Here is a 16,730-nt window from a genome sequence, read left to right on the forward strand (position 1 = left end):
CGCCCAAAGGCTTCCACCGCGCCGGGCACTCCCCGGCAAGCGTCCGCCCGCACGAGAACCTGCCCGGTTCACGCAAGCGCAACCGGTGGCCCTGCCTCATCGCTCTTGAATACCTACACGTGAAGCTGGAGCACGAACATGATCTCGATCCTCGTCAATCCGAATGGGCTGGCGGTTGCCTCACCGGTCCACCGGACCAGGGTGACGCCATTCGAGGCTCTACCCGGACGGCGTGTGGACAGGTGGTGGGCCGTTGGCACCACGTAAGCAGCGACCACCGGACCCGGCCAAGGAGGTGCGGTCGAGGCGGGAGCGGCTGGAGAACCGGATCCAGGTGCTGATCATGCTGTTGATCGGCGGCGCGGCCGGCGCAGCCTCGTTCCGCCACGTCCATGACGTCGCTGCGGCGCACGGCCAGCCGGGCTGGCTCGCCTGGGCCGACGCTGTCGTCCTGGAACTGGCCTCCATCGCCGCCGGCTTGGAACTGCGCCGCAACCGGCGCTGGGGCAAGAGCGTCGCCTTCCCGGCGACCGTGCTGACCGTGGCGGTGTTCCTGTCCCTCGCGGCCCAGGTCGTGGAGGCCGAAGCGTCGGTGATCGGCTGGGTCGCCGCCGCGCTGCCGGCGCTCGGCTTCCTGACCATGGTGAAGATCGCCCTCGGCCGCGCCGACCCCGCCCCACCCGACCACACCGCCCGACCCACGCAGGGCCGGCCGGGACCACTGCTGGTCGTGGACTCCGCGGTCCCGGACACTCGCAAACCGGCCCCGGGACCGTCGTTGCCGGTCCCCACGAGCACTGCCACGGTCCGGGACCGCACCGCCGCGGTCCCGGCTACAGCGGACCAGGACCGGGCGGTCCCGGACCGCCGCCGCGGCCGCCCGCCGGTCCGGGACCAGGACCCGGAGATCACCGCGCTGGTCCCGGCCGCCCGGACCGCCGCCTACACGCTCGCCACCCACGGGACACCGCTTTCCCGCAAGGAACTCGCCCGGCAACTCCGCGCGGACGGGCACCACCTGTCCAACGCCACCGCCTCCGCACTCGTGCGCGTCCTCCGCGCCGAGGCCGCCACCCCACCGGCCCCGGCCTCGCCGAACCTGTCCCACCCGGAGGCCGCGTGACAGACCGACAACCCGTGACTCCTGTCAGACCGAACCGCCCCGGTCAGACCACCTGTCAGGAAGCCGGCCACCTGACAGAACCTGACCCGGCCTGTCGCAGCGACCACCGTCCCGCCCGCCGCGGCGCAGCAGCCGGTGCACCTGCTGCCCCATCCATCGAATCCCGACCCGCAAAGGAGCAACGAACATGCTGATCCAGGTCAACGACCGCCACCCGCGCCAACCCCGATCCGCATCCCCCGCCCTCTCAACCCGGGTTCCACGCGGCGTGACCGGCCATGCCGGTGGCGGTGTCGATCCCCGTCTCACCGTCCGCCTTGATACTGACCCCCAAGCCGACCCCGCTTCCTCGCTGACAGCCCAGGTCAGGCCCGCTGTCAGCGACGCCGATCGGTTCCAGACACACCCTCATGTGTGGGGTGTCCCCCCAGGGGCCGCCCATGCGTAAACCGCTACTGGCACCGGATCCGCTGCTGCGCCTGCAGGCCAGCATCACCGGCCGCGACGACCGCCTCCTCGGCTGGCTCTACGACCACGGACTGCTGACCACCGACCAGATCGCCGCCGCCCTGTTCCCGTCCCTCGATTTTGCTCAACGCCGGCTGCGCCGCCTCATCGTCCTTCGCGCGGTGGACCGGTTCCGACCCAACAAACCCGACGGCGGCTCCTACCCGTACCACTACGTCCTGGACCAGCTCGGCTACAGCCACGTCCGCGCCCAACGCGGCCTCGGGCCGCCACGCCGGGACCAGGCCCGCCGCCGCAAGCAATCCCTCACGTCGCGCCCGGACCTGCCCCATCTGCTCGGCGGCAACCAGGTCTTCATCGACCTCGCCTGCCACGCCCGCACCCACCCCGACAGCCGTCTGGACCGCTGGCAGCCCGCGTCCGCCTTCCACGACCCGGGCGTGTTGTACCGCAAAGGCGGGGACCCGCAGCTCATGGTCCACGGTCCGAGCGGCCTACCCCGCCCGGACGGCGCCGGGGTGTGGACCGAGCAGGACCGTTCGGTGCCGTTCTTCCTCGAATACGACACCGGCCGTGAACGCCTCGACATCCTCACCGAGAAGATCACCAAGTACGAACGCTTGTATGCGATGAGCACCTGGGCATGGCCGGTTCTGTTCCACCTACCATCGGCGCGACGTGAGGCGAACCTGCACCAACGCCTCGCCGGCACCACGCCACGAGCGGTCATCGCCACCACCACCGCCGACCTACGCGTCGCCACCGGCGCGAGCCCCGCCGAGCAGGTGTGGCACCCGATCGGTGTCGGCGCCGGCCGTCGCCGCCTCATCGACCTGCCCTACATCGACACCCACCACGACCAGGAGTTCCCCACCCGCACCGGGCCCGGCCCGCACGAGCGAGCATCCTGATGGCATTGACGGTGTGAGCAGCCCGGTTGCCCGGGCTGCTCACACCGTCAATTCCGTGCCGGCGGGTGCGGGAGGACCGGAAGCCGGGCTGGCACCTGTGACCAAGCGGCGAGCCAGCCGTGAGATCACGGAGCTGGATACGTCCGCTGCTCCGACTGCCACGCCCGTAGCGCACCCTTGATCCGCTGGTTCTCCGCCCGCACCTCGTCCCGCTCGCGAGTACGCCGCTGCAGCTCGAAGGCAAGGCGGTGCAGCAGGGCATCGACTTCGTCGACCTGGTAACCGCGCCGCCCTCGTCGGGTCAACGGCAACGACAGACCGGCGATCCGATCCGGGGTGAGCTGGCCCCGCAGGGCGTGCCGGCTGCGGTAGACGGTCACCGCCACGGAATCCGATCCGGCAGGTGGATCCGCGCGCCCGGCACCCCGACGGTGAGCAGCCGCAACCTCGAGCCCGCCAGCATCGCCGGCGGCCCGCACACATAGACCTGCTGCTGACCGCAGAGGTGGTCGAGGGCGACGGTCAATGCATCGCCCCGCTCCCCCGGCTCAGCGAGCGGATCATGGGAGAACGCCGGCACGACGGTCAGCCAGCCGTGGGCCTGCTGAAGCTTGTCGAGAGTGATCGCGTCGTACAGGCTCGCCACGTCACGGCTTCCCGCGATCAACGTCACCTGCCGGCCGTCCGGGGCGGCGGCGACCTGCTCGACGATCGCGCGCAGCGGCGCCAGCCCGGTGCCGCCGGCGATCAGCAGCAGGTCCCCGCCGCCGTGCAGGCTCAGCCCGGTGTCCGCCGGCGGGCCGAGGTGGAGCAGTTCTCCGGGGCGTACCTGGTGGACCAGGCTGGTGGAGACGGCGCCGCCGCGGACCGCGCGGACGTGCAGCTCGACGGTGCCGTCCGGGCGCGGCGCGTTCGCCGGGCACAGCCAACGCCACCGGTCGGGCCGGCGGGGCGTGCAGACCGGCACCGCCTGGCCGGGCCGGTAGGGCAGGCGCCGCCACGGCCGTACCGTGATGACGGCGACCCCGTCGCAGGCCGGGTCGTGGTCGAGCACCTCCACCGGCCACCAGGCCGGGCCGTCCCCTGCTCTTGTGGCTGCCCGCTCGACTTCTTGCCAAGGCACCGCGGTCCGTAGCGCGTCGTCGATGACCGCCCGGTGCTCCGGTCGCAGGCCGAAGCGGCGATACGCGCGGCCCAGGACGCTCATCAGCGCCAGCTTCTCGGGGCGGTCCGGCCGGTCGGTGAGCCGGCGCAGGGCGGCCTCGATCAGCGGGGCGTCCCGCTCGGGCAGCAGGCCCGCGCAGCGGTCCTCGACCTCCTCCCAGAACGAGCGCCGCCGCAGGTAGCTCTCCGCGCGCCGCCGCTCGGACTCCGACCAACCGAGGTACGGCAGGTCGGTGCCGGAGGCCAACGCTTTCGCGACCTGCTCCTTCAACCGGTCCCGGTCCACCCCGATCAGGTACTGGGACAGCTCCGCGTCCGCCGCGACGAGGCTAAGCCAGCGGGCGATCGCCTCGGGTGTCTCCTGTTCTGTCACGCCGGCTCTCCGAACTGCTCCTCGGTGAGGCCGGCGGCGTGGATCGTGGTGTGGGCCCAGCGGGCCAGGCGGCATGGGTTCGGGACGCCTTCGCTGCGGCACAGCAGGCCCTGCGGCCAGGGCTCGCGGGTGTGGACCCGGGCCGCGTGGGTGGCAAGGGCCAGGTCCTCGTCGGTGACCGGGGTGAGCACGGGAAAGTCGGCGAGTACAGCGGACATCGGTGGGCGCCTCCGGCGGTGGGATGCGTGGAGTGGCGCCGGGGCGGGCGGGGACGGCCACCGCCGTACGGGGGAACGACGCGGCCGGAGCCCAGCACCCGCCCCGGGCCTTGGGTCCAGCCTCGGGTTCAGCCCGAGGAGGAACTACAGCGCCAGAGGGGCTTGAGTGATGCAGAAATGAGGCGTCTGCGTACCCGCCCAATCGATAGACGGTTACTACAGTGACGGCAGAACGGAGGGAGATCGGGCGTGGCCCTGAAGCGGCACCGGCTCTGTCAACGGCGCAAGGCGCTCGGGTTCAGCCAGGAGCGCCTTGCCGAACTTCTCGGCGTGGAACGGTCGACCGTGGTGCGCTGGGAGAACGCCGAGACCGATCCCCAGCCGTGGCATCGCGCCCGAATCGCCTCCGCGTTGGGGGTTACGCTCGAACAGCTCGACGACATGCTCGTAGACGTGTCGGTGGCGGCACACCGAGGGCAGGCCATGGGAGATGACGCTCGTAGTCCCGCTTCCGGCGCCGCTCGGCCGGAGCTGCTGAGCAGCCTTCGCACCTTCCTCACCAGCTACCTGACGGCGTCTGACGGGCCGATGCCAACGCTTGCCGACGTGCGGCGGGGCGTTGGCCGGGTACACACCCTCTACCAGCGGGCGAGCTACACCTCGGCCGCTCGTCTGCTGCCGGACGTGCTCAGCCAGACGACAGCCCTGACTGGCCACGCCAGCGGGCTGCATCGCAGCAGCGCCTTTCGGCTGCTCGCTGCCGCCTACATCGCGGCATCGAAGCTGGCAGCCAAGGTCGGTGACGGTGACACCGCCCTGCTGACCGCCGATCGGGCTTCCACCGCCGCCCGGTTGGCGGACGACCACGCCTTGGCAGCCGTGGCCGCCTATCAGGCAGCATGCGGGCTCATGCGGCTGCCCGGGAGAGCGGGCGACGCCGAACAGATCGTCCTCACCAGCGTTAACCGCCTCGGTGCCGTAGATGACCCGGACCTGCTGTCTGCGCAGGGCGCGTTGATACTGCTGGCTGCCGTGATGGCCGCCGGACAGGGCAGCTCTAAGGAAGCGGGCCAGTTCCTTGCACAGGCCGGAGACCTGGCGGCGGTTCTCGGCTCAGATCGCAACCGGCTGTGGACCGGGTTTGGTCCGACGAATGTCGTCATCCACGCGGTCTCCGCTGCGGTTCGAGCCGGCAATGCGGATCAGGCGCTGGAGATTGGGTCGCGGCTCGACACGTCGCGGTTGCCGGCCGTGCTGGTCGGTCGACGGGCCCAGGTACACGTCGACTTGGCGGCAGCGGCGTTCATGTCCTCCGGCGATCGATCAGTCTCCGTGCTTCACCTTCTTGAGGCCGAGCGGGTGGGCGCCGAGGTGGTTTACGCCAACGTGCAGGCGCGAGCGTTGCTGCTGGACCTGCTGGCCAGGCAACGGCGGGCGCCTACGCCAGGGCTGCGGCCGCTGGCGGAGCGGGCTGGGCTGCTGGCATGACTCAACGGGGTGTGCTGGCTCTGGTGGTCTGTGCTGCTCCTCCAGTGCTGCGGATCGGTGAGCTGATTGAACTGCTGCTCTCAGACGAGTGGGCCGTCTGCGTGACCGCTACGCCGACAGCGGCCACGTGGATTGATCGGGAGGCTTTGGCGCGCCAGACGGGGTATCCGGTGCGGGTGGAGTGGCGAATGCCCGGTGAGCCGGAAGCGCATCCGTCGGCGGATGTAGTTGCCGTGGTGCCGGCGACCTTCAACGTGATCAACAAGTGGGCGCTGGGGATCAACGACACGCTCGCGCTCGGCATCCTCAACGAGGCACTCGGCACCGGCATCCCGGTATACGCCTTCCCGAACGTCAAAACTCAACTTGCCGCCCACCCGAGCTACGACCGACACCTGAAACAACTTGAGAGTGTCGGCGTCCAGGCAATGTCGATGACGAGCGATCCCAACTGGCAAATGATCGGCGACCGACTCCACACGTCCACTCGACTCAAGCCTTCTGTTTGATCGGACTCAACTCACGCCGGATGTCACCGAAACGGCAACTGCTTCAGCCTGTCGGCGAGAGTGAACAGCGTGGGTGCTCCTAGAATGCTCGCTTGTTCGCAAGCCCTGCCTGCCGCCCTGGTGATAGGCGGGGCGCGCAGTACGGGTTGATCCCGCGACTCGGCTATTCAAGCGGTTAGGAAACCGATGCTCTAACCCCTGAGCTACGAGGGCGCGAGGGCCTATTGCCCCGTCACGCAGCCTTGAACGGGTAATCCGACCGGCCAGACCGTCGCCCATGTGGCCACCAATCGTGGTGGTAAACTGTTGACGGCAATGGATGCGCCGCTGGGCGCAACGCCGAGGGAGAGCCTGCGGAAGCCTCAACTAAGGCAGGTGGCCACCGAACTTTCGCCGGTTGTGCACGCTGCTGGCGATTCGCTCGGCGGCTTCCCGGGGGTCCTCGTGCTCCCAAACACGGATGACGAGCCAGCCGTCGTCAGTGAGGAGATCGTCGGTGGTGGCGTCTCGGGCTTGGTTCCGTGCGACCTTGTCAGACCAGTAGGTGGTGTTGGTCTTGGTCTTTCTGCTTCCATGCTTGGGGCACCCGTGCCAGAAGCATCCGTCGACGAAGACGGCGACGCGGGCTGGGCCGAAGACGATGTCAGCCCGACGACGGAGCGACTGCGTGGGCGCGACGTCGATTCGATAGCGCAGTCCGGCAGCGTGCAGCAGGCGTCGTATCGCAAGCTCGGGCTGGGTGTCGCGGGTCCGCTGGCGCTGCATACGGCCACGCACCCCTGGGCTGCTTGCCCAGGAGTGCGCGGCCGTATCGCTCCGAGGCGTCCGGTGCGCGGTGGCAGGGCGCCCTTGGTGCTTCTTCATCGCCCGGCTGCAACCTCCTCGCCGGGAAGCCCGAGTTCGCGGCGGTCGCGGTATGCCTGCGCCATACGCAGCAGCCGGGGCTTCGTCCCCCCGAAGCTGACTAGCGCTTCCCCCTTGCCCAGGGTCCGAATCTGCTCGGCCAGGCGCGAGTCGTTCGGGTTGAGCTTACGGGCGGCTGCGGCTGCGACGGTGGCGTCCGGAAGGCGGAAGCACACCTTGGTCTGGGCGTTGGTAGCGACGACGTCGGGCAGGTCTCCCGGCTGCTGAGTGGCGAGCACGACGCCGAGGCCCTTCGAGCGGCCTTCCCGGATCATGGTGTCGATCGCCTTGAAGGCCGCGACTCGGTGGGCCTCATCGACCACGGTGACGTACCGGACAGAGTTCGGTACCGGCGGCAGGGACTGCACTCGCAGCAGCAGGGCCGACAGGATGAACCCGGCGGCTAGGACGGTAGTTTGGCCGTTGCCCGGGATCCGACTCAGCCCGAAGACGACGTTGTGGTCGATGACTTCACCGAGGGGAGGCCCGTCGCGGAACAGTTCGTTGTGGGTGAGGTCGCCGATCACCCCCGACAGGTCAGCGTCGAGTTCGTCGTCGAGGAGCCGGAGCGTCGGCCACCGGCCTTCTGCCCGCCCGACCGCGTAGGCACTGCGCAGCGCCTTCTCCAGCTTCGCCCGCTGCCTCACACCGATTCGGGTAAACGACTTGGTGGCGACTTCGACGGTGTCGCGCAGTTCGATGACGGCGGTGTTGACTGCGCGCTCAGTGAATTCGCCCAAGGCGAGGGGATTGTACGGCGCACCGTCGTTCCAGAGGTCGAGGAACTTCGCGCCGGCCAGGTGAGGAAAGCCCGTCTCGTCGCTGTAGTCGTTCTTGAAGTCGGCGATGCCGAACTTGCTCCCGCTGTGGTGGGCGAGCTGCGCGAGCAGGCTCATCGTGAACTGCGTCTTACCCATCCCCGAGCTGCCCCACACCTCCACGTGGCCGTTCTGGAGCACACCCTGCTCAGGGCCGGCCGGGTGCCAGCGCACCTCCTCGCCCGTGGCTGCGTCCCAGCCCAGGACCGGGGCGCGGAACGGAACTGGTTCTGTGGCGGATGTCGCCGGTTCAGTTTGCCTGCGCGGCTCCTCGGTCGCGGTCGGCTCGGTCGTGCGGTCCTGCTCCGGCTCACTGGCCTGGCCGCGCTGCGACGCGGCCGTCTCGCCTGGGGCAGGTCGGGCAGGCTCAGGGGTGCCGATGTCCGGGCTTCCGTCGGTCGGCGGCTGCGCCTGCTGTGCGGGCTTGGCCTCCGGCCTGCGTCGCGTGCGTCCGCCCTTGAGAGGCGGGCGCTCGGCTTCGACGGTCCTCAGGTCGGTGATGCGCACTTGCGCAGCGTCGAGCAGCAGGTCCTCGGTGAGTTTGATGCTGTGCAGCACCACCGGGACGATGTCGCTGGCCACCTCCCTCGGGTAGTACCTGTCGAACTCCTCTACGTTGGGGCCGAAAACCAGGCCTACGCCCGCCCACTCTAAGGTGCCGGCGCCGGTGCGGAACGCCTCAAGGGCCGCCAGTTCTTCGGCGTCGAGCTTGAAGCGCGACTCCCGGGCGACCGAGTAGGCGGCCTCCGCGATGCGGTTGAGCCACAGGCGGCTGTGGATGGACCCGGGCTCAGGGTAGGCGGCCCACCTTGTGGCCGCGAGCGTCTGGTTGAGCTGGTCAAGCGCGCCGGCAGCGGCGTCGGTCTCGTCGCTGCGCCTGGCCTTCACCTCGATGGCCGCGACGTGGACCCCTTCCTCGGAAGGATCGAGTGCGATCGCGAGAAGGTCCGCTCGGCGGCTGGGGAACCAGTGCCGATACTCGTCGAGACTGACGAGTAGGACGCGGCACCCCGGCGGCAGGGGCCAGGGTGTGGTAGTGCGGGCGAGTAGCGAGAATGCCACGACGTGGCCGACGAGCTCATTGATTCCCGTGCCGCTGGTGGCGGCCTCGAGGGCCAGGATGCCGTAGCCCTGGCTCGCAACCTTGCGGAGGTCAGTCCCAACGCTGAAGGCGACGTCTCGGTCGCCGACGATATTGGCTGCCCGCAAGCTGCGGCCGATGGCGCGGTCTGCCGGGCCGCCCGACTTCTGGCTCAGCACCAGCGACAGCGGGCTGTCGCCGCCGAGGCGGCGCTCCTGGTGCAGGATGGCGATGCGGTGGGCGCCGAGGGCCTGTTCGAGGCTGTCGCGGGTGGCGTAGCGGTCGAGGGTGGCCACCCAGAGCGCGAGGTCGTGGACCTCCCGGAGCTGCTCGGCGATATCCATGGCTCCGGTGCGGACTTCCGGTACCGGAATCTTTTCGCCTTCCTCCGGCCAGGCTTCGTCCACGGCCGCCTGCAGCTTGAGCCACGTGATGCCGGCCCGCGTCGTAGCGGGCGGCATCAGCAGCATGCGCCGCTCCTTCCCGGGTCGCTGGGAGGTCCGGGGAGCGAAGAGGACCTCGGAGTCCTCCGGCGGTGCGGGTACTTCGGGAAATTCGATCTGGAGCCGGTTGCCGCCGTCGCTAATTCCGGTTACCAGCGCGAGGTGCACCGCCGGGTTCGGCGAGCCGGGCTGCTGCAGGACCTCGCGGGCTCGGGCGAGGCTGTCGAGGTAGCGCAGCTCGAGCACGTCGCGGCTGTCGCGTAGCTCTTCGTCAGCTCGCGCGAGGGTCTGCCAGTGTGGCCTGTCGGTGGGCTCCTGTCCGACGCAGAAAACCTCGATCTTGGCGACGGTGCCGCGGCCGGTCCTGCGGCCGATGAGCTTGACTGCCTGCGAGACGAGAAGGTCGGCGGCGCCGGGCCCGTAGGCGAGGCAGCGCAAGTGCCCAGCGGCCTCGGGCTGCAGTGTCAGCAGCCGGACCACGACCGAGGTGAGCGCCGCGCCGGCGTAGCCGCTTTCGTCGCGGGTGTTGGCTCCGCCATAGAGGCTCCACAGCCGCCCTTCGCTGGTGGGCAGCATGGCTTTGTCCCGCAGGCAGGCGCGCACGTGCGCGGGGTGGTGCGAGGCTGTCGTGCGGGCGATGCCAGCGGCTGTTGCGGCGACAGGCTTGTCGTCGGCCGCACCGGCGGCGGCGTCCAGCAGGGACCACAACGCGTCGAGGTACTGGGCGAGCCACTCGGCCTTCAGCGGCGCGAAGCCGGTGAGAGCCACGCAGTGGGCCGGGCCCGCGACCGCCCCCGCCAGCGAGAGTGCCTCTGCCGCCTCGGCCTCCACGCCGGGTGCCTGTTCGTTGCTGGTGGCGGCCCAGCTGGCAGCCCACCGGCGCAGGGGCTGAGGGGTGAGCCCTTCCTGCAGCGACAGCCGCGCAAGCTCGCGCAGCTCGTGCGCGAGCGGCTTGAGATCGCTCGACACCGGCTGCGGGCTCGGTGCCTCGTTGCTGCAGAACGACGTGAGGGTCGGCTCGTCGGCAGTCGCCAGGGTGAGGGCGGTCTCCTCGGCGAACAGCAGCGCGGCCCGCAGCAGCGCGGCGTCGTCGAGGTCGGGCCGCCAGTCGACCTGGACGGTGCTGCCGTCGGCAGCGTAGAGCCGCAGCTGCAACAGAGCGAGCTCCCCCGACTCGAGGTCAGCGTCGTGGAAGGATGCCTCGACAGTCTTGTCGGTGTTGGCTGGCTGGAGGAGGAGACCGTCGACTTCGACCCCCCGGCTTTCGAGCCGGCGCATCAACCCGCCCAGCCGCAGCCGCGCGCAGGCGAGGGTGATGCACTTCACCGCGCCGCTGCGGTTCGGCTTCGCGTTTTCTGCCGACGGCTTCGGGCTGAGAAGGCTGATGCGCTTCAGCGGCCCGCCGAGCTGCTGCACCGCCTTGATCAGGGCGTTCTCGGGGCAGGACGGGTTGCTGCCGTTGATGGCCTTGTCGCGCAGCAGCTTCTCGAGCTTGATTCTGGTCGGCTTGTCGAAGATGCCGTGCGCTTGGGCTTCGTCGAGGTCGAGCAGGTCCCGAGCGGCGTCTCGCTGCTGGGCGGAGCGGCGCAGTTCCTCAGCGCGCGAGTGGTACCTAGGCCAGGGCAGCAGCGCAATCCGCTCGTCTTCGTGCCGCCGCTGGTAGTCGAACAGCGCCTGCAGCGCGACGTCGGCGAGGTCCTTGGTGCGCTGTTCGAGGATCTCGCGGGCCTCGTCGAACTCCAGTTCCTGGAGCAGCTGCTCGCTGCCGGACTGCAGCATCGTCATCACTGCCGCAGCGGCGGCGGACGCCACCGCCGGCTCGTTCCGCAGCCTGGGCCGACGGCCGAGGACCGTCTCGGCACGCCGGCGGATCTCGGTGTAAGCGCTGGGCCGCAGGACGTCGTCGCTGGTTCGGCGGGCGGCGAGGGCGAGGTTGTCGCCGATGCGGTCGGCGTCGACCCTATCGCCGGTGGCGGTGTCGGCGAAGGCGCCCAGGGAGGGCAGGCTTTTCAAGGGGTCTTCACCGGCAGCGACCAGGTCGAAGTATGCCGCCACCTGGGCAGCACTCGGCTTGTGGGCGATGCCCGCCCGGGCGATGGCTTCCCGCACCGCTCGCACCGGGCCGTCGAGGCTGGCGGCCGGTTGTTGGCGGGCTATCGTGACAAGGCCTTCGGGGGAGTCTAGGAGTACGCCGGGCGACAGGTTCTCGAACAAGTTGAGGCCGCTGCGGTCAGGAACCTGCAGACCTTCGCACAGGACCAGCACGACGCCCTGCGGGTAGCGGTTGCGCAGGCCCGTCCCGGAGCCCGACAGCGCGTGGGCGCCGAAACGGCGGGGGGAGTCGGACACTACGGCCAACGGCGGCAGCGCCTCGCTCCACGCCGCCGCCATGCCCAGTGCGAGGCTAGTCGGGACGCCCTCGACCAGGACGAACTTGGAGCTTCCGCTCATGCTTCCGATGTATGCGGCCAGTGCGCCGCCGAGCCGCTGACTCACTTGGACCGCCTCTGCGCGCGTTCGCCCACCACCGTGGTTCGGTCGGACAGGCTCAGCGCCAGTCCCGCCTCGCTCATGAGCCTCTCGGCACGGCGGGCGTTGCGTTCGAGGCCGGCGCCGTCGACCTGGCCGCGCAGGCTCGTCGACGCCGCCGACTCTTGGTTGATCACCAGTCCCCACTCCTGCCGCACTGCTGCGAAAAACTCGTTGCTGGGCATCGGCATCTGACTCGACAGCGCACCCACGAGGGCAGCCAGTAGGTCCGGCGTAGCCGTCAGGTAGCGGTAGCGGGTCCCGGCAACGAGACCCACTGACTCGAGCAGAACCCGGAACCCGTCCTCAGCCCGGCCGTAGTTCGCGCTCTCCACCGACGTGCGCGCCAGTCGCAGGTACTCGTCGTCGGAGCTGCGGGCGTTCAGCTTGGCGAGCTGGTGCAGCAGGCCGTCCTCGCTCTTGTCCTGGTCGAGCTTGCTGCGCTTCTCGAACTCCTGGCCCCACGCGACGGTCTTCTTCTCGACGAGTTGCCGCATGATGCGGGCCACCGTGGATACGGTGGCCTCGTTGAGCCGGATCCGGGCCCGCCGATACGACTCCTCCGATCGCTGCCGAACCCGGTCCTGCGCCCGCGGCCCCCCGCCGAAGCTCAGCAGGAGGAAGCGGTCTTCCTCGGGTGTCGACGTGGCGTCCCAGGCCACCCGCAGGGCATGCACCGCCAAGTCCAGCGCGAGGATGGTGCGCAGCTGCCACAGCTTGGCCGGCCCGCTGGCGCCGCCCTGACACATCACCCCTTCGGCATGCCGGCACAGGCTGGCCGCGAGCGGCTGTAGCAGCTCGTCCTCGCCCCGTTCCCAAGCTGCCTTCTCGTCTTCTTCGGTGTCCGGCGTCTTGGTGTACGGCTCGCCGGTCTGCAGTGCCGATTCTAGGCGACGGCTGATGTCTGCCAGCGGACTCGGCCCCGTCAGGGCCTCTTGTATGGCGGAGACCGCTCGTGCTCCTTGCTCGGCTGCCTCCGGGTCGCTCGGCGCGAGGAGCAGCCGGGCGAGAGTGATCCCGCTACCGCGCATGTACACCTTGCGCACCGTCCAGTCGGGCCGGCTCGGCGCCTTGCGCGCGTCGTACCACAGCAGCGACTCGTGGAACGGCCTCAGCAGCCACGCCCCCGGCTGGCCTCGCTGCGTGTCCGGGTCGACGAGCCCCTGCAGGGCGCTCTGGGCCAGCGCGAGGTTGGCGCTGTTGCGCACGTCGGAACCTGAGGCGAGCAGCTTGCCGTACAGGTGAGGCGTCATGTTGTCCTCGCCCGCGCGACCCTCCCTGCCCGCCAGGAAGTTGGTGGCAAGCGCCAAGCTGCGCAGGGCAAACCGCTGCCGCTTGGGGCTGCGCAGCTCGTCGCTGCTGGCAGGGGCGCGGTAGCGGTTCTGGGCGAGCGTGAGCAGGGTTTCCGCACACAGCTGCGGAGCCCGCTCGTCGCGGTCAGGGTCCAAGCCGAACAGGACCTGCGCGACCCGGCCGGGGGTGAGGTTCCGGCTGTCAACGAGCACTATGCCCTCCGGATGTCGCGAAGTACGGCAGGTTGACCTTGACGAGTGCCGGCGGGTCGGAGTCGGGGTCGGCAACGCGGATGGCGTCGCCGGCAACCTCCGCCGAGGCGAGGCGGCTATAGAAGCCGCGCAGGTCGTTCATCTCGGCGACGCCTTGGCCGACGGGCCCCTGGAAGTCGGCGGCCTCGCGGACGGCCTCGTACATCTTCGGGCGGATCCGCAGCGACAAGTCGTCGCGGCCGTCCACAACGAGCTCCACGTCGACGTGGTCAACATCCAGCAGCCGCTCCACGAGCCCGCGGTCCGGCACCCGCACAGACAGCCGCTCTAGCGGGACCAGTCCGTACACCAGCGACGGCCTCGCCGGTCGGAAGGATCCGGGGTCGCGGGCAAACAGGCAGGCGGGGTCCGGCACGACGAGCCCCTCGTGCGGGCTGGAGAACCCGGTGACGAGGAAGTTCAGGCCACGCACCACTTCCGAGACCTCGATGACGACATCCTCGCTACGGGCGGCCTTCTGCGCCAAGCGCACGAGGTCCGCGACGTAGCGGTATCCCAGCAGCCGTTTCGACGCGACGTCGGCGCCGCCCAGCGCTTGGCTCGCCTCGAAGTAGAGGCGCTGGCGCCACAGCACCTGGGCGGGCGCGTTGCTGTCCCGGTCGCCGGAGACGAGTGCGTCCAACCCGTCGTCGACCTTGGTCGGGTCTTCGCTGGTGCTGACCAGTTCGCCGAGGTGGTGGAACGTCATGGTTCCCTGCTTCGTGCGCACGCGGTCCAGCGGTGAGCGACTCCCAGCCAGGGCGAGGCTGCCGTCGGGCCCGTCCTCGACCAGCGAAGGGTCGCCGGCGAGCAGCCGAACCTCCTCGGGGGCTCCGGTGGTGTCCCGCAGCCAGCCGTCGATCTCCAGGTCGCTGACGTGCCCTAGCTGCGCGGTGCGCATCCCTGACATCAGCGGCGAGCGTTCGATGGCGTCGAGGGACAGGCCTCCGCCCACGACCCGGGTGAAGTACCCGTCGGTGGCGGTGAAGGCGGCCCTTTCCATGTCCCGCGTGGCTGCCTTGACCTGCTTGCAGGTCCGGTCGCCCACGACGGCCCATGCGAGCACCGACAGGACCTCCCGGATCGTCGGTACCGCTTCGCCGGCGCCGAGTCGGACCAGGGTCCGCAGCTGCTCGCGCACCCGCGGGTCCCGCAGCGCTTCGGCGTTGCTGCGCATGGGGCAGCTGCCGAGGTCGAACGGGCAGCCGGTGCAGCCAGACCACAGATCTCCTCGCACGAGGAAGTCGAGCAGGGCGTCCCACAGCCCCGGCGCGGTCGGGCGTTGGCGATTGACGTTGACCACTACCAGCTTGCCGACCTCAGCAGCTCCGCTGCGCAGCGACTGATCGAGGGCTGAGGCGAGGTCTTCGTGGTCGAGGATGTCGAGCGCGTCGCGCAGGACGCCCTCGTTCGCGCACACCAGATACTGGCTCGAGCCTGTCGTCAGGCCGCCAAGGACCGCCTGCAGTGCCGAGCGTCGCGCCGCGTCGTCCGGAAGCCCTGAGAGGTCCTTGACGACCCAGCGGCCCGTGGCGACCTCGCACAGGTCGTCGCCTTCGGGAAGGTCGCTACCGACTGCACGGGAGTACGTCTCCGCCACTGCGGTCTTGCCCGTGCCAGCGTTGCCGGTCAACACTACGGCCCCAGCTTGCCCAGATTTGGCCCACGCAGCGACGTACTGTGCCAAGCGGGTGGGGACGTCGGCGCCCAGCGCCTCGCCGAGGCGCTGGAAGTGTTCGCGGTAGGCGCCGGCCTGGTCGGCGCTGAACACGGACAGCGACCGCAGGGCGGCGACGGCGGGCAGTTCGTCCGACAGTTCTCGGGGGTCTGTCACTAGCCGGCTGCCTTCCTTTCGGCTTGGCGCTCAGGGTGGATGGTGCGTCCTGCCAGCCGGCGTGCAGCGGTCAGCTCGGCCGCCCTGCGGGTTGGCACGCCAGCCGCAAGGAGGACCTGAGTCAGCGCGTCGACGATCTCCTTCGCCGCCGGAGGCGGGACAGCGTTGCCGATCTGCCGGCGGACGCGAGCGTACGCCGATGCCCGGTTGCGCACCGTCCCGTGCTCGAAGACGAAGTCGTCGGGAAAACCCTGCAGCCGCGCCTTCTCGCGGTTGCTCAGCCGCCGCGGCTCGACGTGGTGGTAGCCATGCGTGCCGCCGCCGCCGCCCGCGATCATGGTGTACGCCGGCTTGTCTGGGTCCAGCCGTCGGTAGACGTGGCTGATCAGCCCCTTGACCGCGGACGGGTGCCCCTCCGGGATGACGCCGTAGTTCGCCCCCGGCGGGATGAGCTCGAGCCTCTTGACCACCTCGGGTCCGTCGAGACCGCGCTCGTGGTTCGGCGCGTCGTCTGGAAGAGGGCTTCTGTCGAGTGCATCGGCGACTGTCACGTGCCGCCCGGCATAGGGCTCCGGGATGATCGGCGGGCGAACCTTGAGGTCTCGGCGCACCCCGACGACGATCAGGCGCTCGCGGTGCTGGGGAACGCCCAGGTCCGCCATGTCGATGACCTGGGCGGACAGGTCATAGCGCACACCGGGACCGTTCCTCGGGCCGCTCACGAAGCTCGACGGGGACCGCAGGGCGTGCCGGACAAGGGTCCACGCGGCCCCGTGGTTGGCGGAGAGCAGGCCCGGCACGTTCTCGAGCACGAAGGCCGCCGGACGCAGCCCGTCCAGGAACCGTGCGACATGGCGGAACAGGTTGCCGCGCGCAGTCTTCAGCCCGTCGTGGTTCCACAGGGTGGAGTAGTCCTGACACGGCGGCCCGGCAAGCAGGATGTCGCAGGGCACCTCCGGCACGTCTAGCTCGGCGATGTCCTCGGCAACGATGTGCCGCCCGAGGTTGCGCCTGTAAGTCTCAACGGCCCACGGCTCGATGTCGTTCGCCCAGACGACGCCCACGCGCTTGGTCTGCTCCGCGCCGAGGTCCATCCCGCCGCAGCCGGAGAACATGGAAACCGCAGCGTAGCGCCCAGTTGGTCGCGCCATCAGAGCCCGCCGCCCGACCCGACGGAACGGCCATGGCCTGTTGTAGTCCATCGGTATTCGCCGACCTGCGTCGACGTCGCGTGTCGCGGGGTCTTCCTGAGCATGGGTTGCACCCTATCGGCAGCCTCCGACAGGAGGCAGGCGACCCGCAGGCATTCTACGCGCTCGCGCTG

Annotated in this window: 12 protein-coding genes; 4 read left to right on the plus strand and 8 right to left on the minus strand. The window is 70.0% G+C overall.

Annotated features, from left to right (window positions below):
• Window positions 1-253: 253 nt before the first annotated feature.
• Both ABZV78_RS02510 and ABZV78_RS02515 read left to right on the plus strand, forming a co-directional pair.
• Window positions 254-1,123 (plus strand): DUF2637 domain-containing protein, encoded by an 870-nt coding sequence (locus ABZV78_RS02510; RefSeq protein WP_355635003.1) that lies wholly within the window; start codon window positions 254-256, stop codon window positions 1,121-1,123.
• Window positions 1,124-1,563: 440 nt separating this feature from the next.
• Window positions 1,564-2,502: a replication-relaxation family protein gene (locus ABZV78_RS02515; protein ID WP_355635004.1), complete on the plus strand. Its 939-nt coding sequence runs from the start codon at window positions 1,564-1,566 to the stop codon at window positions 2,500-2,502.
• Window positions 2,503-2,627: 125 nt separating this feature from the next.
• Here ABZV78_RS02515 and ABZV78_RS02520 read toward each other — a convergent pair whose 3' ends face one another.
• From ABZV78_RS02520 to ABZV78_RS02530, 3 genes are read right to left on the minus strand one after another with little or no spacing between them, the layout of a single operon-like run.
• Complete coding sequence (locus tag ABZV78_RS02520) at window positions 2,628-2,882, minus strand: hypothetical protein (RefSeq protein WP_355635005.1); 255 nt, start codon at window positions 2,880-2,882, stop codon at window positions 2,628-2,630.
• Window positions 2,879-4,039, minus strand: a complete 1,161-nt coding sequence (locus tag ABZV78_RS02525; protein ID WP_355635006.1) for an FAD-binding oxidoreductase — start codon at window positions 4,037-4,039, stop codon at window positions 2,879-2,881. The genes ABZV78_RS02520 and ABZV78_RS02525 overlap by 4 nt, the downstream gene beginning before the upstream one ends.
• The gene (locus tag ABZV78_RS02530; protein WP_355635007.1) at window positions 4,036-4,257 is read right to left on the minus strand and encodes a hypothetical protein; all 222 of its coding nucleotides are present in this window, start codon (window positions 4,255-4,257) and stop codon (window positions 4,036-4,038) included. Before ABZV78_RS02530 ends, ABZV78_RS02525 begins: the two co-directional genes overlap by 4 nt.
• Before the next feature lie 249 nt (window positions 4,258-4,506).
• Between ABZV78_RS02530 and ABZV78_RS02535 the strand changes: the two genes are divergently transcribed.
• Window positions 4,507-5,745 carry a helix-turn-helix domain-containing protein gene (locus ABZV78_RS02535; protein ID WP_355635008.1) on the plus strand — a complete coding sequence of 413 codons (1,239 nt, stop codon included), beginning with the start codon at window positions 4,507-4,509 and terminating at the stop codon, window positions 5,743-5,745.
• Window positions 5,742-6,254 carry a flavoprotein gene (locus ABZV78_RS02540; RefSeq protein WP_355635009.1) on the plus strand — a complete coding sequence of 171 codons (513 nt, stop codon included), beginning with the start codon at window positions 5,742-5,744 and terminating at the stop codon, window positions 6,252-6,254. The genes ABZV78_RS02535 and ABZV78_RS02540 overlap by 4 nt, the downstream gene beginning before the upstream one ends.
• A 366-nt stretch (window positions 6,255-6,620) precedes the next feature.
• Here the strand turns inward: ABZV78_RS02540 and ABZV78_RS02545 are convergent, their stop codons facing one another.
• The 5 genes from ABZV78_RS02545 to ABZV78_RS02565 form a co-directional block, all read right to left on the minus strand.
• A complete protein-coding gene (locus ABZV78_RS02545) occupies window positions 6,621-7,031 on the minus strand; it encodes a very short patch repair endonuclease (RefSeq protein WP_355635010.1) in 411 nt (136 codons plus the stop codon).
• A gap of 83 nt (window positions 7,032-7,114) precedes the next feature.
• Window positions 7,115-11,995: a helicase HerA-like domain-containing protein gene (locus ABZV78_RS02550; RefSeq protein ID WP_355635011.1), complete on the minus strand. Its 4,881-nt coding sequence runs from the start codon at window positions 11,993-11,995 to the stop codon at window positions 7,115-7,117.
• Window positions 11,992-13,533, minus strand: a complete 1,542-nt coding sequence (locus tag ABZV78_RS02555) for a hypothetical protein (protein ID WP_355635012.1) — start codon at window positions 13,531-13,533, stop codon at window positions 11,992-11,994. Before ABZV78_RS02555 ends, ABZV78_RS02550 begins: the two co-directional genes overlap by 4 nt.
• The gene (locus tag ABZV78_RS02560; protein ID WP_355635013.1) at window positions 13,523-15,406 is read right to left on the minus strand and encodes an ATP-binding protein; all 1,884 of its coding nucleotides are present in this window, start codon (window positions 15,404-15,406) and stop codon (window positions 13,523-13,525) included. The genes ABZV78_RS02555 and ABZV78_RS02560 overlap by 11 nt, the downstream gene beginning before the upstream one ends.
• The gene (locus tag ABZV78_RS02565) at window positions 15,406-16,521 is read right to left on the minus strand and encodes a DNA cytosine methyltransferase (protein WP_355635014.1); all 1,116 of its coding nucleotides are present in this window, start codon (window positions 16,519-16,521) and stop codon (window positions 15,406-15,408) included. The genes ABZV78_RS02560 and ABZV78_RS02565 overlap by 1 nt, the downstream gene beginning before the upstream one ends.
• Window positions 16,522-16,730: the final 209 nt, after the last annotated feature.

The organism is Micromonospora sp. NPDC004540 (genome assembly GCF_040610095.1).
GTDB lineage: Bacteria > Actinomycetota > Actinomycetes > Mycobacteriales > Micromonosporaceae > Micromonospora.